This window comes from Vibrio sp. vnigr-6D03 (genome assembly GCF_002835515.1).
In the GTDB taxonomy this organism is placed as follows: domain Bacteria; phylum Pseudomonadota; class Gammaproteobacteria; order Enterobacterales; family Vibrionaceae; genus Vibrio; species Vibrio penaeicida.
Map to the genome: position 1 here is coordinate 367445 of NZ_PIZL01000001.1, position 20334 is coordinate 387778.

The 20334-nt window shown below is 43.3% G+C and carries 16 protein-coding genes; 5 read left to right on the plus strand and 11 right to left on the minus strand.

Translation table 11 applies throughout. The annotated features are described in order from the left end of the window. Positions 1 to 76: 76 nt before the first annotated feature. The 6 genes from CW749_RS01635 to CW749_RS01660 form a co-directional block, all read right to left on the minus strand. The gene (locus tag CW749_RS01635) at positions 77 to 1534 is read right to left on the minus strand and encodes a hypothetical protein (RefSeq protein WP_101110131.1); all 1458 of its coding nucleotides are present in this window, start codon (positions 1532 to 1534) and stop codon (positions 77 to 79) included. Further along, positions 1531 to 2556, minus strand: a complete 1026-nt coding sequence (locus CW749_RS01640) for a glycosyl hydrolase family 8 (RefSeq protein ID WP_237322281.1) — start codon at positions 2554 to 2556, stop codon at positions 1531 to 1533. The genes CW749_RS01635 and CW749_RS01640 overlap by 4 nt, the downstream gene beginning before the upstream one ends. Beyond that, positions 2547 to 4598: a cellulose biosynthesis cyclic di-GMP-binding regulatory protein BcsB gene (locus CW749_RS01645; RefSeq protein ID WP_101110132.1), complete on the minus strand. Its 2052-nt coding sequence runs from the start codon at positions 4596 to 4598 to the stop codon at positions 2547 to 2549. The genes CW749_RS01640 and CW749_RS01645 overlap by 10 nt, the downstream gene beginning before the upstream one ends. Beyond that, positions 4591 to 6813 (minus strand): UDP-forming cellulose synthase catalytic subunit, encoded by a 2223-nt coding sequence (bcsA, locus tag CW749_RS01650; protein WP_101110133.1) that lies wholly within the window; start codon positions 6811 to 6813, stop codon positions 4591 to 4593. The genes CW749_RS01645 and bcsA overlap by 8 nt, the downstream gene beginning before the upstream one ends. Before the next feature lies 1 nt (position 6814). Continuing rightward, on the minus strand, positions 6815 to 7336 hold the full coding sequence (locus CW749_RS01655; RefSeq protein ID WP_101110592.1) for a hypothetical protein: 522 nt from the start codon (positions 7334 to 7336) through the stop codon (positions 6815 to 6817). Between the two features lie 772 nt (positions 7337 to 8108). Continuing rightward, the gene (locus tag CW749_RS01660) at positions 8109 to 8327 is read right to left on the minus strand and encodes a DUF6500 family protein (RefSeq protein ID WP_101110134.1); all 219 of its coding nucleotides are present in this window, start codon (positions 8325 to 8327) and stop codon (positions 8109 to 8111) included. A 289-nt stretch (positions 8328 to 8616) separates the two neighbouring features. Between CW749_RS01660 and CW749_RS01665 the strand changes: the two genes are divergently transcribed. Genes CW749_RS01665 through CW749_RS01680 form a run of 4 tightly spaced genes read left to right on the plus strand, consistent with a single transcriptional unit; the run spans position 8617 to position 12176 of the window. Then, positions 8617 to 9234, plus strand: a complete 618-nt coding sequence (locus CW749_RS01665) for a hypothetical protein (RefSeq protein WP_101110135.1) — start codon at positions 8617 to 8619, stop codon at positions 9232 to 9234. Positions 9235 to 9242: 8 nt separating this feature from the next. Further along, the gene (locus tag CW749_RS01670) at positions 9243 to 10301 is read left to right on the plus strand and encodes a radical SAM/SPASM domain-containing protein (protein WP_101110136.1); all 1059 of its coding nucleotides are present in this window, start codon (positions 9243 to 9245) and stop codon (positions 10299 to 10301) included. Next, a complete protein-coding gene (locus tag CW749_RS01675) occupies positions 10288 to 11178 on the plus strand; it encodes a hypothetical protein (protein WP_101110137.1) in 891 nt (296 codons plus the stop codon). Before CW749_RS01670 ends, CW749_RS01675 begins: the two co-directional genes overlap by 14 nt. Further along, a complete protein-coding gene (locus tag CW749_RS01680) occupies positions 11175 to 12176 on the plus strand; it encodes a phosphotransferase (protein ID WP_101110138.1) in 1002 nt (333 codons plus the stop codon). Before CW749_RS01675 ends, CW749_RS01680 begins: the two co-directional genes overlap by 4 nt. Positions 12177 to 12261: 85 nt before the next feature. On the opposite strand, the gene CW749_RS01685 is transcribed toward CW749_RS01680, so the two are convergent. Further along, positions 12262 to 13269, minus strand: coding sequence for a serine protease (locus tag CW749_RS01685; protein ID WP_101110139.1), 1008 nt, complete (start codon positions 13267 to 13269; stop codon positions 12262 to 12264). A gap of 93 nt (positions 13270 to 13362) precedes the next feature. Beyond that, on the minus strand, positions 13363 to 14343 hold the full coding sequence (locus tag CW749_RS01690; protein ID WP_101110140.1) for a serine protease: 981 nt from the start codon (positions 14341 to 14343) through the stop codon (positions 13363 to 13365). Positions 14344 to 15452: 1109 nt separating this feature from the next. Here CW749_RS01690 and CW749_RS01695 point away from each other — a divergent pair. Next, positions 15453 to 16097: a hypothetical protein gene (locus tag CW749_RS01695; RefSeq protein WP_101110141.1), complete on the plus strand. Its 645-nt coding sequence runs from the start codon at positions 15453 to 15455 to the stop codon at positions 16095 to 16097. 75 nt (positions 16098 to 16172) lie between these two features. On the opposite strand, the gene CW749_RS01700 is transcribed toward CW749_RS01695, so the two are convergent. The 3 genes from CW749_RS01700 to CW749_RS01710 all read right to left on the minus strand — a co-directional run bounded on the left by CW749_RS01700 (position 16173) and on the right by CW749_RS01710 (position 20299). Next, positions 16173 to 17729 carry an EAL domain-containing protein gene (locus tag CW749_RS01700; protein ID WP_101110142.1) on the minus strand — a complete coding sequence of 519 codons (1557 nt, stop codon included), beginning with the start codon at positions 17727 to 17729 and terminating at the stop codon, positions 16173 to 16175. Positions 17730 to 17990: 261 nt separating this feature from the next. Next, entirely contained in the window at positions 17991 to 18992 is a 1002-nt protein-coding gene (locus tag CW749_RS01705) for a sel1 repeat family protein (protein WP_101110143.1), read from the minus strand. Further along, complete coding sequence (locus CW749_RS01710; protein ID WP_101110144.1) at positions 18989 to 20299, minus strand: type VI secretion system ImpA family N-terminal domain-containing protein; 1311 nt, start codon at positions 20297 to 20299, stop codon at positions 18989 to 18991. The genes CW749_RS01705 and CW749_RS01710 overlap by 4 nt, the downstream gene beginning before the upstream one ends. Positions 20300 to 20334 lie beyond the last annotated feature (35 nt).

Sequence of the window (20334 nt, forward strand, 5' to 3'; positions counted from 1 at the left end):
GTTTAATGAGTCTATCGATTTTACTCTCACCGATGAATCAAAAAACCTTCCAAAGCAGGAGGGGTTTCAACATTTTTTAATAACCTAACTTCCGACACTCTGAATTATGTGAGTAAACACTGCATTTGATAACCAAATAAGAATGCTGCATTTTTTCATCATGTGGGAAAGCTTCAGCGAGTACTGCGAATTCACTCAATGCTTCTTTTTGACGTTCACTGTTATAAAGTGACCAAGCTTTAATTTCAATCAGCTGGACCTCTTTTCCATACAACTCTTCATACTCATTAATCCGAGATAGGGCTTCATCGTAATCTTTGCTGTCGAACGCGAAGTACACTTGTTTTAATGCGGTTTGTTTGTCTATTTTCCGACGTTTATCAGAATCATTTATTTGCTGGGCAAGGAGATCGGCTTTGTCGGCATAACCCGATTGTTCCAACGAAAGCATGTAACCGTATTGAGTTAAGTCCCACTCTTCATCAGCAGGTGACATTTGGTTAATGGCTTTTTCAAACGCCACATTTGCCGACATCGGACGCGATAATTCGTATAATTTCCATCCTTTCAACGCGTATTCCTGCGCAGACAATTCAGGCTTATCACGCAAAGATTGTAAACATTTAACGGTGGACTCTTCACACGCCAAATCCATTTCCTCATCGGAACCAATATCCCACTTAGCGATGGCAGGGTATTCTTTCGACCAAATCTTGTATTCGACTTGAAGGCGGTTTTGCTCGCCCATTTGTTGAAGGCTCAACAATTTTCCTTCGATGCGCTTGTCTGTTGGTCCTGCCCAGCCGATTGCCGTTTCAAACCACTCTAGTGCTTTTGAAGGCTGCTGATTTTCAAGGTATTTCCAAGCAACCAATTCGGCAAGTTCCGCGTCTTTTTTCCGCATTACGATTTTTTCAAGCTCCGCCAGTTCACTTACGCTGGCTTTACCCGCAGTGAATCTGCCCATTTTCAAATCGTGCTGGATTTTAGCCGCCGCTTTTGCATTATAATTGGGAGCCGCTTTGTATCTTGCCAAAATGTCATTCTGTGCACTTTGCCCAGTCCAACTGAGTAGCTTTTGCGTGGTACTTAGCTCATGCCCTTCACAGCTATCGAGAATAAATTGATATTTAGATTTCGCGTTGCTTCCGTACCCCGTGCTGCTTTCATTTTTTAAATCCAACCAAAGCCATTGAATACGGTCACAAGTGCGCCACTCAGGATGAGCAAGAACCAAAGTATTGGCGTCACTTGTTCTGCGTTTCTTAACAAGGTGACTCAAACGTTCAAGAGACTCTTTGTAATCAATTTCCCCTTTGAGTGCAGGTGAAATATTCAGCCCCTTCGATGCTTCTTTTGCTTGTTTCCAACCTTTGTTGTTTAGCACTTCCCAATATAAACTTTCATCAAACTCAGGTTGAGATTCTGAGCTCACTTCGACAACAATTCGCTCGTCGAAAACAGTAACGTCTTGTTGTTTTTGCGCATGTACAGGCAGGGATATCAGTGCTGCGATGACAAGGTAACGTTTCATTGGCAAATCCTTTCGTTGTAAGCAATGTGCGATAGCAGCACTAAGCTATCGGAGTAATAATCTTTTCCTTTAGGATGCACAGAGATCCCTTTTTGAGAGGCGCTTGGTTTACTGGCGCGTTCGACCAGTTGAGCGATTGCGGTTGCACCTTCTGGAGGTGGATAAGGTGCTAACTCTCCTGTTGTCACATCCACCCACGCTTTGTTACTGCTTTCCAACCAATTGTTATAAAGCCAATTGATTCGATGAGAACGCCCTCCCCACACCAAATGGAGTGGCACTCGGTAACTTGAGTAACTAAACTGAGGCGGGAAATTTTGAGCGGGTTTCCAACCATTTTTACTGACTTCCAACCAATCTGGTGGTAGCAAATGGTGACCGTAGAGATTTGCGTTTAGCATCGCCACGCCACTTTCCGACAACGCTTTCCACTGATCGCTGTATTGGCTGAAATCATCAAATGCGGGAAAGACCCAATACGCCGGATTAACAACCGTTCGCCTACTGAATTCAAACCCATAGCTACCAGGTAAGAGAACCACCTCACCTTTTCGGCTTTTTAGGTGAGAATGCTGTAGCTCTTGAATGATTTCCTTGGCACTGGATTGATACCCATGACCTGGCCAACGTTTACTCGCTCGTAACAACGCCCAAGCAATAAGAATATCGCCATCACTGGCGTTATTTTTGTCGGGTACATGGGGGGGGTTGGACTGCCATTTCCATGAAAACAGAGGATCTTGATCTCGGCTTAAGTGTTTTTGAGTCCAACTCCAAAGTTTTCTAAATGTCTTTTGGTCACCGAAATACTCGGCAATGAGCATGCCGTAACCCTGACCTTCGCTGTGCGAAATGTGTTTGTTGGCATTATCTATGACTCGACCATTGCGTGTAATAAAACTGGATTTGTACGTGCTCCACATACTTTGATCGCTATGACATTGCGATGACGCAAAGCTCGCACTACTCACCCAAATAGAAGAGAGTACTGACAAGACTAAAATGGATCGTTTTATCCGCATTTTCGCTCCTCAAGATATCGGGTAACAATCGAAGACATACACCAAATGATAAATAATGCCGCTAACGCCAGCCCAATTGGGTAACCAATGAAAATCGCTTTTATGAATTGATGGATACTGCGTGAAAAGTCTCGTTCGCTTAGCAAGCCGGATGGCGTTTGTGTTGGCTCACTTTTAAGGAATTCATCAAATTGCGATTCGGTACTTTCCAGCAATTGTATTCGGTACCAACCGTTACCATTGTTGTGCTTCACAAAAGCACGCTTTTCCGCTTCAAATTCAAAAGGCGACTCCACCACAGCGTATTCTGACTCTTGCTGTTCCTGCCTTTCTTCATTTGCTATTTTCTGTTCATGGGCAACGTAATCGAACAATTGCTGTTTCACTTCAGCCAATCGACCCTCTTCTTGGATGCTTTGTTCACTATTTTTTTGGGGCTGACGAAGCATCACCTGAAATTCACGTTGCTGTTTTTCGGTGTCTGTAATCAGCAGATCAGATGCGGTCTGCTGGGTTCGATGCGACACATAACTCAGCAGCCTCCATAGATTGTTCATTTGTATAGGATCGGATTTGTCGACAGTAATTTGCGCCGATTTGCCATTATTGTCCGTCAATGCGAGAAAGTCGGTAGGGGCAACTTGGTGGTTCTCAGTAGGAATGAAGTGAACCCATGATCCCAGCTTAACATTGGATTTTTCAGACATCGTTGCCGTGAATCGACGCTGTTGGCTGCGAATATCTATTGGTCCATAAACTTCTACGCTCACCTTGTTGATGCCAGGTTTAAAATCTCGCATCGGAATATTCAAGCGGTAATGCTGACTGTCGCGCCAGTAACTGGATCGTAATGTCATACTACTGATGAACTTATCGTTCACTCGCAATATCATCGACCCTTCTCCAGGTGCAACACGAGTATGAGCAAGAAGCAAATTGATTTTCGCGGTATCTTCAGTGCCAAACAAAATATTGCTAGGCATCACTAATCGCAGCTCCAGCGGCGAATGAGTGAGATCCGATTGGTTCGTAAATTCAGACAACCGGTAAGTCTCATCACTTTTTAGAAAACGATCTTGTGCAGATTCAATTTTCTGTATCACCATATGCCGCGTATCGGGCAGGTCTCGAGTGTTATTTGCAAATGCATGTGCGGCGCGTTTTACATCGAGATCGCTGTTACCGGAAACCACGAGTAACCACTCTATCCCCGTTTTCGATAACCCCGTGCCTAAATATGGACCAGTGATACTTTGATAAATAGTGTTATCAATCCAACCCTGCTCTATCAACGCTTCCTTGTTACCAAATACGACTGTTGGTCCAGTCAGTTCCGTACGAATTGTCCTTTGCGTACCCGATATCCCTTCGGATCGATAGTCAAACTGATGATCTTCTGACCCGCTTCTGAGCGCCCAACCTTGCACAATAGAAGCGGCAGCCCCCAACGCTAGTGTTGGGTTACGGTCAATTAGCGAAACCAAATACACTTTCGAATTGTAATTTTGATCACTTTGCACCATCTCATCAAATGACATAAGCGTTTGGCTTTCTAGCGATGCACTTTCGGAGTACATAAGTGAATAAAATGAATGCTCACCACTCACAAGTGTACTCAACGATGTGGAGTTAACCGTTGCCTTGGCGTCCTTAAGAAGATGCTGCACCCGCAAAATCAGGTGCGGATTTTCCTGAGAAATCAGTGCTGGTGGAATCTTAATACGTATATTTTGGCGTTGGCTACGCTGCTTTAGTTCAATGTTTGCGAGCGTCTTATTCCCTGCTGCCACCCAAAGCAACGTTTGGTCAATATCGTTATTATTGGAAATCGACAATGACAACGCGATCTCTTCCACCTCTTGCCCGTCAAGAATCGATATAGGGATAGAAATGGTTTGGTTTTGACCACGAAGGACAATGTCACCTTGATTGTCGGTCGCGTAAGCGAGTGGAATTTCCACCGTTTTATTTGCTTGTACCAAACAACTGGTGAACAGCAAAATGAAAGCGAAGAGCCCGTTCCCATTAAAAAACCTATTCACCTTGAAACTCCTTTTTACTCTGAACCTTTGATGTTTCAACTTTTTGCTTTACGGACGTCGTTAATACTCGAGTAAGGTGTTGGCACGCCAATGAGAAAAGCCCAATAACCGAGGATAAAACGCCTTGCTTCAAGCTTTCTTCATATTCCCTTCTCTGGCTCCATCGTCGGCTTTGCCCATATGCCTTAGCGTATTGAATTTGCATGTCATCAGCCTCTTGGCTAACCAAAACACAGCTCACCTGTACACCTTGTTGACCATTTTTAACCGCTACCACACGCATATTTAAGCTGACGATTTTATAGCGTGGTTTTCGACCTTTCTCGGCTTGCCCGCTCTCGGTAAAGTAAGAAACAGTGACAATATCACCCGACAAAATATCATGCTCTACACTGCTCAAGGTCAGCCTCGCACCTTTCAGTGAAATATCGTTCAGTGTGGCATTGAAGCGTTTGTCTCCATCCTTGATAACCGCTTTTTCATTCACCAGCAGTCTTGGTTCGCTCCGACGCTGCTGTGTTTCGAGCATTGCTCCCAAACACAATACAATCAAAATCAAGTTGAAGGTGTTGAACAAGATCACCAGCATAAGTTGGCTTTGCTCGGCAGGAAAACTCACGTAACGGTAAATCCCCCACACCTCTGCCAGAACAACTAAGCCGAACAAACATGCCATGAAAGGCGTAAGCTTGGAGAACGACACTTTTTGTGTTGTTTCTCCCTTTGGCGTCACCACAAAACTGGGTTTCTTCGGTTTTAGTAATACAGAAAGCGTCGGAAAACAGAGGTATATCGATAGGGCAGTCTCGTAGAGTTCAGAGAAAAATGCGCGTCGTGTTTTGCCAAACAATCGTTGCGTTATCATTACGCTGATCACCAGATGTGGTACAACGTAAATCAGAAAATCTTTCGTATTCCCGACAAATATCTGCAAATCAAACAGGAGATAAAGCAGTGGCGATACAAGGAACACCGAACGGAAAATTGGGAAAAACCAGTATAGCGTTGAGTTTAGGTAACAAATGCGCTGAGGAACCGATAAGCCTTTTTTAAACAAAGGGTTATTCAGTAAGAATATTTGTATCATGCCCTGCGCCCAGCGAGAACGCTGAGTAACGTAAGCACCAAACGTATCCGGAGATAACCCCGCTACCATTGCAATATTCAGATACGCACTGCTCCATCCATTGGAGTGCATGTTTAACGCAGTGTCCGCGTCTTCCGTGATGGTTTTGGTGGATATACCTCCCACTTCTTCAAGCGCCACTCTGCGAATAACCGCTGCACTCCCACAAAAGAAGCAACCATTCCAGAAGTCCATTCCAACTAGTGTCTTGTTGTAAAACATTTCGTTTTCTGAAGGGACTTTATCTTCAATACCCAAGTTTCGTTCGACGGGTCCAGGGGTAACAAAGAAATGCGGAGTTTGAACAAAACCGAGCTTCGGGTCCTTCTGAAACAAGCCGATTGTGTTCATCAGAAAATCACGCGTTGGTACATGGTCGGCATCCAAAATCAAAAGAAGCTCGCCAGATGTTTTCTCCAAAGCATGATTGATGTTCCCAGCTTTGGCTTGAACGTTCTTTTCTCGCGTGATGTAACTTGCACCAACGTCTTCACAAAATGCCTTCAGTGCTTGAGCTCTGCTATGCGCTTCGCTCGCCTCTTCTGCATTCTCATTATTTAGCTTTTGGTGTGTGCCGCCATCGTCCAAAACGTAAACGCGGAAGTTACCAGGGTATTCCAAACGAGATGCAGCCAAAATGGTGGGACCTACAACATCCATAGGCTCGTTGTAGGTTGGGATGTAGATATCCACAGTGGGTAAATGCGCATCTATATTTAAAGGAACGCGTTTCCGTTCATAAGGCTTAACCGTTACAAACATACCCATCATGTAAACCAAGATTCCGTAGCACTCCGCGATAAAAAGCAGCATTGCAAACGGCAGATCGAGGTTGCTTTCCCAAGGAAGTGTTTCTTGAAATCGCCAATAGATATAACGAAACGAAATGAAGGCGCCAATGATCAGAATGAATGTTGTGGCTCTTGTCGATAGGTTCTTGGACAAGAGCAGTAATAAAACAAAGGCACTGGACGCAAGCCAAATATGTGTCTCTGTTGAAATGTTTAATGTCGCCAAAATGTACAATGCGTAGAGTGCACAAAGCATCAGCAGACCTTTGAAGATCTGCTTTGTTAAGCCGGGGTTCATATTAGTATTTCTCTAGCAGAATAGACGGTTTGTAATTTTCGATCCAAGTCAGATCTTGGTTAGGGTTGGAGGTGCAATAGCGAGTAAATATGGAAATCCACTGACCACTTCTTTTGGCGTTCTGACGGGCAGAAAGACAGCGCTCCCCACTCTTTTTTGTATCTGTCCAAGATTGAAACGGCCCCAGTGGATTCATTGACAATGTGCCCAGTTTCTCTGGGATCGTAAAGGCAAACATACTCGGCGGCTGCTCTAACGGAGCTTCTCCCAACACCTGAATAACCAGGTTTTCTCCAGGTAAGTAGGTATCGTTTTTCAAACGTGTCCAAAACCATGTTTCGGTTTTCCTAACTTGACGATAACTGCGCTCACCATCCTGATTGACGACCAAAATAGGCAATTCATTAGATTGAATCACTGTAGGGTCATAAACACGACTCTGACGCACTTGTTGAGTGTTTTGACACCCTGTAGTTAGCAAAGTACTTACCGCACTTAGCAGAAATACCCTTTTAATGTTCATCAACATTTGTCTCTTTTTAACAACGAACCATTTTCGAATGCTCGTCGCACAAATTTATAACATGGGACGAATGTCGCTAATTCTTATAATAAAGACAGTAAATGTCAAACAAATGAGATTTAAATATTGACAAACTTAAATACAGCATGGCGTAAGATTGTTACTTATAATTCAATAATTTAGAGGCTCATCAAATTTAATGAGAAGGATCGTAAATTTAAAGAAAGCCGTTAAAAACAGAATTTGAGCCAATAAGGAAAGAATTTTAAAATTTAGTTTCATGTAAAACAATAATGACGTGTAGAAAACTTAACACACTCTCGAATAAGATTTACTCAACAACTCGTTGCTATTGATTTGTTTGTAAGCACATTATTTCACAAATATTACATTGGTAATATTCAATACCACATAGAGTATTCACACTTGAGCCCTATATAGATTTATTGGTTTATTTTGAATATTCGAGTGAGATCTCACTAATCAATTGATTAGGCTTAATTTTGTAAATAATAAAAAAGTGTGATTAAAGTCTCAATTTCCAGCAAGAGAAAACGGATGGATAGAACGAAAATTCTTCTGAGTAATTTCTATATGTATGCCCTGCAACAATGAGTAAAAACATCGTTTGAGTGGCCAATTTAAAGCCTACACAATCTATTTGAAACGGTCCTCAAACCACCTCTAGGTAATCATCTTTCGGTGGTTTAGGTATGGGGCTATTTTACTAGCCACGAGCCATTCGAAAGCATTCTGTTATCTTGAGTTCAGGTTATTTACCCTCTTCTATCATTGCGATGATTTTGTGTGCTTTTTCAAAGTGATCCAATTTGTGAGTCTGAATCCACCATGTTGCGGCTTCCATTAGTAACTCCGGATCATCGTTTTTATTCGCGAAGAATGCATAAAAAGATACGCCCACGTTATCGCCTTTTTGGGCAATTTTTTTGTTGCATACCTGTACCACTTTTTGTCTGAGCGAGTCGCGCATCCACTATTCCTTAGCCTTGATTAAGTTTGAAGGCACTTTAGCCTACTTTTCAATATGTTATCAATATCATATTGATAATTCATCTATGTCTCTTTATCTCATTATTGATACATGAATAAACATTATATAAAAACTCGCTAATATTCTTACATTGTTCATTTTACGAGCTCTATTTATAGACTAAGTTATCCATTGCGTACTTGCTTACAAGTGCGCTTTTACGACATCTTCATTGGTCGTTGTTGGATTGTAATCAATGGAATAACATCAACAATAACAAGGAGATAACATGCCTGATGAAACAAGTTCGGTCAATGAATTTGACAAATCAACGGCAAAATCCCGTAAAGTAAAACTGGATAAGTTGAACAATGTTGCGTTTACACCTTTGGAAGGACAAGTCGCCTTCATCAAAGAGCTAATAAAAAAGCCGGATGAAGCGCAGAAGTTTTTGTCTGACCCTAAGACTTACTCAGTTGAACATGGTGTTTTGCTCCATCCTAACGTTGTGGCTAAAACCGTTAATCAGACGCTTTTCGACATCAATCTAGATGTCGAATTCGCTGAAGAAGCGGGCATTCATGTGACCAAAGACATCATCGATATTCGTAACCGTTTCGAGAACAAACCCCCAACAGACTTAGCTGGCCCCGTTATTGGCGAAGGACCCGGTTTGGCGGCGGCAGCGGCTGTGGTTGCAGCAGCAGCGGCAGTTGTTGTTGCGGCGGCTGTTGTTGTAACGATGGTGGTTACGCTTGTCAGGGCAGGTCGTGCAGCCGATTTGTACGAGTTGCAAGGGCTAGGCAAGGGCACGTTTTTACCCGGTCGAATCAAGTTCCATGATCGAACGGGAATTAGAGACGTCACAAGGCTGAGAAGCATCAATAGAGGTGCATTTATGCGCTAGGAGGCTCCATGCAACAAGCAGACATCATAACGTCACTTGTTCACTGGATGCCAATAAGATACAGCGGCTTAGTGGTAGAAACCACTAACCGCTGCAACGCTCAGTGTGCAATGTGCTATCAAAGTTCCGGTCCTAAAGGATCGGATAGGCTAGGTCTTCACTCTATATCCATGGAAAAGCTCCTTCAGGCTGTACGTGAAGCACCCAAAATTGAAACATTAACTCGACGCTTACATATCGCAGGGGGTGAAGCCTTCTTGCGCCACAAAGATGTTTTCTCGCTCGTTGAAACCGGTAAAGAGGCTGGCTTTCTCGATATCACCGTAACGACCAACGCGTATTGGGGTGAAAATGCGAAGAAAGCCCAACGCGTCGCCGACCAATTGAAAGAAGCAGGGCTTACCAGCGCGGAAATCAGTTGGGACTATTGGCATCTCGAACACATCAACCCTATCGCCGTATCAAATGCACTCGTTGCTTTATCTAATGCGGGTATTGATATCAATCTTCGGCTGCTCACCACTAAGAAACACCACGTAGGAGAAGCTCTGAAACTGCTCGCGCCAGATGCGGTATCGCGAGTAAATCGCATCACCTCATCTCCCGTGTTCCGAACAGGTCGGGCAGAGAAACAAATCGAAAGTGAGGAAATATACGAATCTGAAAATGCAGAATCAGGGAGTTGTCATAGCTCGTTAAATTTAACCATAAATGCGGCTGGGTACGTTTCACCATGCTGCGCGGGCTTTGATCAAACTCAGCTTTACAAGCTAGGGAATATTAACCAAGAGTCCATCGTGAACATCACAAACAGGATGAATAGAGATCCCATCATTCGAATGTTGGTGTTCTCAGGACCAGGGACATTTCTTCCGGTATTGGAAGCAGCGGGTATCTCGGTGGGCGATAAGTTCACCAATATGTGCCAGCTGTGTTGGAAGATATTTTCTAACCCCGAGGCAGTGGAAGTTATAAAAAGCATTAACGACGTCAGTACAAAATTAGCGCTATCTAAAATGCTACAAAGTTTAGAAGAGCTGAAAGAGGCAAATTATGGACAGAATTAAAATCACGGAGGTTAGCCCAGTCAGTGCGCAACCTTGGAAATGTGATACCCCCATGCAATGGCTTCGGTCATTAGTGATGATATCTCAGAGAAATTATGAAGTTGCTCCCTACGATGATTTCCTTAAATGGCTGAAAACCTACGATCAGTTTTTTCAAGAAAGTGTCGGTATTTCGAAAAGCCGCAATATTCATTGTATGTACGACAGAGACGTGACTTTTTCTGGCGATAGTGTAGTGCCTAGGCTAGACGAAATTATCAACGTCAGTTCGGGTATTCATCAAGCGGGATTTGGTGTTAGCGTTACGGTTGAAGCCGCTGCTTTTCACACCGACTCAACGCTCCTAAGACGTATGCAGCAAGCGGATTCCATTGAACTGTTTTGTTTGGTTATCTTAGCAACCGACGTTGATACTCCAGAAAAGGCAAGCCAGATAAAAGCAGGGCTAGAAGCATTATCACGAGACAAAAACATCGCCTTTATTGCTTCGTACTCGGTGATGAGCCAACTCAATATTTTTGATGAGCAGTGGCTGAATAGAGGGAATATTGAGTGGTTTCAAGTTAACGAAACAATGGGCAACAACACAGACACCATGATGGCGTGCTTTCGAAGAATGAAACTGTGTGTCGACGACGACGGGTTAATTTACCCGTGCATGAGCTTGGTCGGGTTGGAAGAGTTTTGCTTAGGCGACATCTACCAACCGTTGGAAGAAACCTTGCTAAGTAACCCTAAATCACAAGATCTGATCAACCAGTGGGCTACGCAAGGTCCACCCATCAATGAGCAAGATAAGAGTATAGGCACTTCTCGGTATCCTGAAATGCCCAGCGCTTGTGCCGCACACTTGTATTCGGCGTTTGGCACTGAATGATTCCGCCGTCGCTCACTAACGCTTTGATCTCCGATTACCAATTGGAGATCAAAGCCATCGAGCCGCTCGCCAAGGGCAGAGCACAGCTCTACAAATTGCGTGACGCACACGGTGATTGGGTAGTGAAACACCAAAGCTCTCCCCCTTTCACACTTTGCCATGAAGCCGAAATATATCAATGGATTGGGCTGCCCTATTGCGCCCCTAAAATCACGCTTCACGGAAATGTATGGGGAAGTGTCATCAGCAAAAATAGCCCCTCCAACGAACCTTCAAGACAGGGTTATGTGCTGGTTCGCCCGTTTATTGAAGGCAAACACCCAGACAATACCCCCAACGATTTTTTCCTTTTGGGGCAATCTCTTGCTGAACTGCACGCTCATTTTGACCGAATACCTACCCTAGAAACTCGCTGCTCAGAATTCAACACAAAAGCGCAAATCCAACAATGTGAACAGTTTGTGCGCTCCGATCCGACAAATGCGGTACATAATCATGCGCTCCCTTTCAACACACCAACCCTTTTCGACGACATATGGCGGGCTTACCACTCGTCTCTATTGCTACGAGAGCATAAACTGCAAGGAGATCAGAAGGTGCAACAAGATCCTAAATTAAAGCAAACACCGAGTAAGGTCTGCATTGGTGATGCGCATCGCCTTAACTGCATAGTGACGCCGCAACATGAATGGCTTTGGATGGATTTTGAAGATGTGGTTTTGGCACCAAGGGAATACGATCTTGCAACAATGATATGGTCTACACTATCGCAACGGCTGTCTTCCCCACTCTGGCATGCAGGGCTTTCTGGGTACTTAGAGCATGTACAAGAACCAGAACAAATAGACCTCAGTATATTGCCTTTGCTTATTGTGATTCGCCAGTGTTGGTGGCTCAATTTGCACTACCAGAAGTACCAAGCGACACCAGATAAAAATATTGCACATAAAATAGAGCAAGGATTACAACTCTTATCATCCCTTTGCAAGCAGATCTAAAAACGGCTTCCGAAGAAGCCGATAGTGTGCTGATTCTCATAGCGTGAACTAAAACTATCTCGCTTGAGAAATTAAACGCGCCGAATTAATTACACGTTTGGACTAGGTTCCAGTAACCCCAGTAATCGCTGAATGGGTTTACACCCCATTGGCTAACATTGGACTCGAACAGAGACCCGTTAGCAATCACACGATCGCCTTGGCTGTATTGCTTGTACAGTTCCCAAGATGCCACACCTGAACACGCATCTGCAGGTGGTGTCGTAGTTCCGCCATCTGGCGAAATGCCCGATTTGCGAGTGATCCAAGGAACAAATTGTGTGACATCTGCAAATGCCGTTGCGCTGTCACACTGCGGTGATCCCCAACTTACGGCACCGAATACATAGAAATCGCCGCCAGATTGCTTAACAAACGGACCACCACTGTCGCCATGACACGCTGTTGAACGCGTATCGTAGCCACAAATATTATCGCTTGGAACTTGCCCAGTAGGGGTATTGTGACCAATGAAGTTACTGCATTGAGCATTACTGATCACCGGCAAGTTTGTCGCTTTCAAAACTGGGCTTCCAGCTCTGGAAGATCGTGTATAACGCCCCCAACCAGATACTTTTACATCGCTACCCGGAGATGCCAACTGTGCCTTTAATGCAGGAGTCGGTAATTTCGCAGGTTTGTATTGAGAACTCACCGATGAAGACAATCTCAACAAAGCAATATCTCGACCACGGGTGACATTGCCACTCCACTGCTCATGCACGTGAATGCGAGATACATTGTGGTATTCACCCTGATTGGTACGCAAGTCTGTAGCACCGATGCGAATTTGCATTTGGCTTGCTGATACTCCATCTAAACAGTGTGCGGCAGTCAACACCCAGTTCGGTGCAATCAAGGTACCGCCACAGAATTGGTTTCTGTTCCGTGTTAATGCAACCTGATAAGGCACCGTTGAATGTGAGACTTCCGAACCACCAATAATCCTTGGCTGAACCTTGTCTTCTACAGAATTAGCTTCTGCTGCGTAAGCTTGTGTAGCCCCTAATGCCCCCATCACTAAAGCCGCGAGCAGTTTTTGTTTTCCTTTCATTTTGACTATCCTTTCAAACGATTGATTGTGCTCTTTCGAGCGAATTAACGAGATTTGGGTCGCCAGCTTCAATATGAAGCTGGCTCATATGTATTAGTTACAGGTTTGAATCATGTCCCAGTAACCCCAGTAATCACTGAATGGGTTGATGCCCCAGTGGTTGGTGTTCGCCTCAAACAAGGTGCCATTTGCAATCGTGCGATCACCTTGGCTGTATTGTTTGTACAGTTCCCATGAAGCGACGCCTGAACAGGCATCTGCTGGCGGTGTCGTGGTACCACCATCCGGCGTCACGCCAGATTTTTGCGTGATCCAAGGAACAAACTTAGTCACGTTGGTGTAGGCACTGCCCGTTGTACAATTTGCAGTTACCCAGCTTGCTGCCCCAAATACGTAGTAGTCGTTGCCAGATTTCGTTGCAAACGGGCCGCCACTGTCTCCATTACAGACACTGTTTCGTGGTTTATAACCGCAAATAAAGTCGTCGCTTACTGGCCCTGTCCCCATAACACGCTGACACTCTGCGTTTGAAATGATAGGTAGATCTGCCGCTTTAAGAACTGGGCTACCAGCATTGGAAGAGGTACTAAACCTCCCCCACCCCGACCCTTTTAGCGTTTTCCCAACGGAAGCAAGCTGAGCCTTTAGCTGCGGCGTTGGCAGTTTTGCAATTTGGTATTTCGAAGAAACTGGAGTAGAAAGTTTCAGCAACGCAATGTCACTGGTTAACCTAGACGAGTTGTAGCGTTCATGAACATGTACCTGAGAGACATTGTGTGTTTCACCTTGTGATGTCCTAAGGTCAGACGCGCCAATTCGAATCTGTACGCCACTTGCCGATTTACCTTGAACACAGTGAGCTGCCGTCAGTACCCAGTCTTGTGCAATAATGGTTCCCCCACAAAACTGGTAACCAGAAGGTGTTTGTAGTGCGACTTGATATGGAACGGTAGAATGCGCGACTTCTGAACCGCCAATGATGCGAGGGCTCACTGAATTGTCGTCTGCCTGAACAAAAGCAGAACTGAATGCACCTGCAATTAATACGCTGAGAAGTTTTACTTGTACTTTCATTTTAATTCCTTAAATGTATTTATTTCCTATATACCCAGCCAAATCACCCATAATATTTTTAATAAAATCTCATCAAGTTCTTAGCGGGTAGTCTCTGTACTTCACGTGGAACAACTCAAATCAAATCAATCATTCACTAAAACAAGCCAAGTTGACTTTAGTGAAATAAAAATTGCCCGGAGTATGAATAAAGAATTTCAGGCATAATTAAGCGCCTTAAGCGAATCAACACTTAAGTTATTGAGTCTTAATTTAGAATCAATATTTTTAAGGTAATATAACCCTAAATCCTAGAGATTTAGCTCAAGGACTGCAATTGATATTTATATCTACTATTTATATACTTAAACTGACTAATTATTCCATCTTTAATAACACCTCCTATTTTATTTAATTTATAAATTATCTGTTCAATTAAATTATCGAAAATTAAATCTAAGTACATACTCAAATCGTCAATCATCAACTCGATGTGAGTACAATCACACAATAAACCCCAATATCAGCCACAAGCGGAATGAGAATCACATATTTCATGGTATTTAATAATTAACTCGTTTACAAAAATCCAAACGAATAAATATAAGCCACTGTATTTAATTGATTTATTTCTCAAATTAAACTTCGAGCTCAATCTAATAATATAGATATTTTTTATGTCATCTAAATATACAAAGAGAGAAAATGAAAAGACTCTTGGACAAAGTAAATAAAATACTAGATAGGGCAATACTTTCACCATTTCACCCGATAGCTTATATGTGATATTTTTCCATTTAAATAATTCCGCTTTTAGCTCAATGGAATCAATATCGTATTATCATCTTGGCATTTCATCCTTTTTGCATTTTTTTATGAATGTAATTTAACTCTGAAAAATTTGACTCTCTATCCATTTTTTCGATTTATCGCATAATTAACATTATTGCCTAACAAATTGATTACATTACTTTGCCAATCACGTCGCAATTCCTGACTGTCGAAACATTGACCTCTCGAATAAAATATAAACAACTGATAACTATATAAAATCAGTTTATATCTCCAATAGGTTCAATATTCTCATATTCCAAGAAACTTGAGATAAATCCACTACGTGAGGAAACACGATGAAACTTAAGCTATTAACCTCTACGCTAATCGCATTGTTTAGCTTCCCTGCACTTGCTGATAATTGCCCAAACTTTAGTGAATATAAGCAATACATTAACGGAGATGAAATTCAGAAGGATGGCGCTTTTTACAAAGCCAAAAATGATCCGCAAAAAGGCACCGATGTGAGCAGCTCATGGTTTTGGGAAAGCATTCCAGAATGTCGTAGAGGCTTAACAACCGTGCTGCATGACCACCCTCAACGATTCCGCAATGGCATAACGTCACAACGTATTCTTTCCGGTGATGGGATAACCAATTACACCGAGATAAACCCAAATATTGTGTATGTCGCCAACAAGATGGAAGGTGGTCAGCATGAGACGCTTGTAAGAGCAACAGACGTTACTCTAAAGAACAAATTTTCGGTTGGACGCACAGAAACGTCCCTTAAAGCAGGCAGCCTTAAGTTTGAAGAATCCATTTACGGTAAACAAAGCGCTACAACTGTGGATGCTGAGTCTGTGACCACATCACTGGTAGAGGCAGACAAAATGCTCATGACACCAATGGCCATCATCGGCGGAAGAAACGTAATGGCTTACATTCAATCGCTCGAAGCTCGAATTGCTGATCTTGAAAGCAAACTCGCACAAAAGTGATTTAGCGACAATATACCCAAGTTATCTCAAGATACTTGGGTATAGGGTATAGGGTATAGGGTATAGGGTATAGGATTACTCTTGTGAAAATTCGGTTTCGCAATACTCAATCAACTCTGCTAAAGGCAGTTCTTTTGAAAACGCCCAGCCCTGCCCGTACTCCACACCCATTTCAGTCAGGATCCGATGCTGGATAGAGTTTTCAATGCCTTCTGCGACTAAAAGTAAGTTTTCTTGCTTCGCGATAGCAACAATATGCTCTATCAGCGACGAACGAATAGAAGCATCTTCCATCTCTTGAATAAAGCTTCTGTCTATCTTCAGACAATGCGCATTCATCTTACGTAGTTGGTGTAAATTAGAATAACCTGTACCAAAGTCATCAATTGCAATTTGAATACCTTTGTCTCTTAATACACGAAGCTTATGCAGTGCTGAGCTGTCTTCTAATTCTTCACTTTCTGTTACTTCAAGTACCAAAACACCCTTGAAACTGTACTCGCTTTCCTCTGTCGTGAGTTCCAAAACCGACTTCTGGTTCACATCGGTGGAGAATATGTTCACATTGAGTTTGAAATCAATCGACAGCCCCTCAATTTGATGAAGTTCGCTGATGGCTTTCTTCATCATATTTTGTGTGAATTTCCAAGTTTGCCCAGTTTGAATAATGATTGGAATAAACTCTGTGGGATATATACTGCCCTGACGATCCGTGAAGCGGGCCAGCATCTCAACACCAATCATTTTGCTGCTTTTCAGATCCACAATAGGCTGATAAACGCAGTGAAAACTGTCTTGTTTGATGGCTTTGCGAATACGGTAGAGTTTTGAAGAAAGGTATCGTAACCACTTAGCGCTTATCATGTAGGCAAACAGTCCTATTAACAGGCTGGTTGCAATAGTGAATACTTGAAGCACCACTGAGTCACTGTCGGTTTTCTCAGGGTCATATTTGATCGCTAAACAAAATCGACTGACCGTATCGCAATGTTTAACAATGTTGTGATCTTCTCCTGTGAGAAAGTCGAGCGTGTTTGGCAAAGGCTTTGCGTACAACCCTTCCAAGCCATCGAAATAAACCGGCTTGTTATTTCTTAGGTATACCAGCTCCCATAAGAATCGATCATCAATCAATTCGCGCAGCGCACCTTCATCCAAAACGACATTATAATTGCCTTTTCGAATCACCAGAGAGTCGTAAGTATTATCCAGAATAATCAGCTTAACGTGTCGCCAAAACTTAAAGCCGGTTTTCGTTTCGAGGTGGGGCGTCGCTCCTCCCACAAACGGGGGCGATAACTTGCCTTTACCAGTGGTACAAAACAACGTTTGCTTTTCTAAATAGCCAATATCTTTGACGTAGTCTGAGGTAAACAGCAACTTGCGCATCATTAAATTATGTTCTTCGGAACAGCTGCGCAGATTAAGACGATTTAGACGTGATAAAACATCAATGACTTCACTGTGAACATTACCGATCGTTTCCAGAACACTTTCCGCATCATCGTTTTGTTCCAACCACAGGTAGTAGTTAACGGTGCCTTGAATAGAAAAGTAACTTAATAGAGAAATCACGAATGATATCGCGAAAGCTTTTAAGAAAAGACGTTGATGTCTTGAATCTGATTTCATTTTGCCAACTTAGCCCGTTGTTCAAAAATAGTGCAATAGTAATATCTTACTCTCACATCATAGATTTAGACTTAGATTCTGTTGATCTAATAACCAATCCATCACTATTTTTAGCACACTGCAGCAATTATTTTGTCCGCAATGTTAACAAAATATGTGTATTGATATGAGCCAAGCTCATCATTCTCACTAATAACACGTCTTTACTTAAATCTCATTTTTGAACAGCTTCTTATCGAATCATACACCAATAAAAAACGGTTACTCCATTTCATATTTCCAAGGTGTTTCGAACAACATCACGGTATGATTTTCTCTGTATTCCTGATGGAGTTTTTCTGCGTCAGCAATTTGCGTCTCAGAGAGTTGTTCCTTCACCGCTTGCTCCTCTTTCTCTATCCGCTTGCGGGTTCCGGCTAATCTATCTGATCCCATCGCATCTAGATAATTAAGGTAGTAGCTATAAGATTTCACCAGGTCTTTCTCAACTCGGGTTTTGGGATAATTGCCTGCGTACGCTTTAGCCAGGAGAGCCAAAGACGTTGCATCCCCCATTCGAACTGCTTCCTCAAGCCAAACCACCGCCTGATGGGTCTTGTCGGTTTCGATCAATAACTGAATCGTTTTTTTCACAGCAGGCAAATAGCCTGTTTCAGCCAGTTCGGCATATCGCTGTTTACTTTCTTTCATTCGGTTTCCCGGCAGTACATACCACTCTTCGTATCCCTGCTCAACCAGCTCGACTTCTGCCAGCTTTGCCCGTTCAGAACCCTGTTCCAATGCTTTGGCCAGCCAGATTTTGGCTTGTTTATATTTTTCATCTCTCTTCAGATAAAACATCGTCAGAATGGCTTTGATATTGCCGTTTTCAGCTTCTTGCTCCAATGAGGTTAAAAAGCGCTGCTGCCATTTGACCCGACTCTCTTCACTGCCCGATCGGTTGGTATTTGCCAATCGCTCCATTGCCCAGATGTTTCCACCCTCTGCAGCTTGTAACGTGTAGTGGACAATCTCTTCCTGACGCCTAGCCGCATGAGACAAGGTAGATAACTCATCGGCGTAAAGCAACGCCGACATAGAGTGTCCTTCATCGGCAGCGTACTTCAAATAATGCAGCGCCTGCTCGTTGTGGTATTGCAACCTTAACGTACTGCCTTTTTCAAATGCGTCTTGCGGTGAGATATCCTCGATTTCATTGATGGCGAAGCTACTCAGCGACACGCCAAGTAGCATTCCACACAAAACACGGATCACCCCTTTCATTGCCCTACCACCGTCTCTTCTTGGTCCGTGTCATCTGCACTTTTAGCGGCAACCGCAGGATATTGCGCCACGCCTGAAAGCGCTTTCTGATAAGACGACAATTGCCAAACGATACGAGCAACACGCTCTTGCAGCACCGCGAGCTCCTCTTTGGCGAGATCGTAGTTTTGCTTATCGATTTGCTCCTGAATGTAAGCATTTCGGCTGTAAATCGGGGATAGGCTCAAAATGTATTGCTCTAACCTTTCAGCGCTTTCCTTATTCTTCGCATGTTTAGATCCACCGACTAAGTTAGCAGCCAATGTTCTCGCCGAATAAAAACGCTCCAAATCACGCTCCAATTCCACTTTATAGGTTTGGCTTTGGGCTTCTACACGCTCTATCGCGTCTTCCACTTCAGAGTTATCTGGAAACAACTCTTTCGCCTTATCTATCAACATAATGATATTGATGTATTGCTGATAAACCGTGATCTCAAGATCTTTGTCCATCGCATCCACCAGCGCCGAACGAATGATGTTTTGTTCATCCAGAGGCAATTCTGCAACCGATTCTTCTGTCATCTTCGACAGCAATTCTTCAGTTGGTGCTGACACGGTATTCTTCATGCCTTCGAAAGCATGGCAAACTTTTAACCGCTCAATTGAATAGTAATACGCAGCGCCAAGGGTCAGCGCCCACGCTAAAACAAACAAAAACATCCAAATATTTCGGCTTGTTTTTGGTGAGTTATCGATAGGCAAGTCTGATACTGATGCACTTGGTCTTGTCACCGTTTCAATGCGATCAATGTGCTCGAAAATGGAGAAAGCAATACTTTCAAACTTCGGAAGCTCTTCCGGCTGAAAACGCTCACACAGTTCGTGCAAATCTTGCAATGCGCGTTCACAGCGATACAAATCGCGGATCTGGTCTCTATTGGGCTTAATCAGCTTTAGATCCGACGTGACCTTGCTGGTCATCCACTGGATAATTTCTTGCTTGTGTCGGCTAGATAATGCCTTGTGCTCGCTGTCTTCCACATACGCACCAAGCATAAGCTCAAGACCAGAGGCAAACCCTTTGATCCCTTCCACTTTAAAGCCCGCAACCGAGAAATAACTGGTAAGCAGAAAATCCATACCGATTTCTGTGCCCAGCTTTACACATTCATTAAAAACCGATTCCCATTGAGTCGAACCAGAAAGAAACCCCATACGACCATTTATTTCATTGCGAATTTTCTGATAACGTTCGGAGTCCCTGAGCGACGGTTGGTCGCTCAGTATGGTGAAAATTCCATGGTCGATATAAATTCTGTTTGACACCAGAATACCTTTTTATTGATGGCGCAACGGCTGCG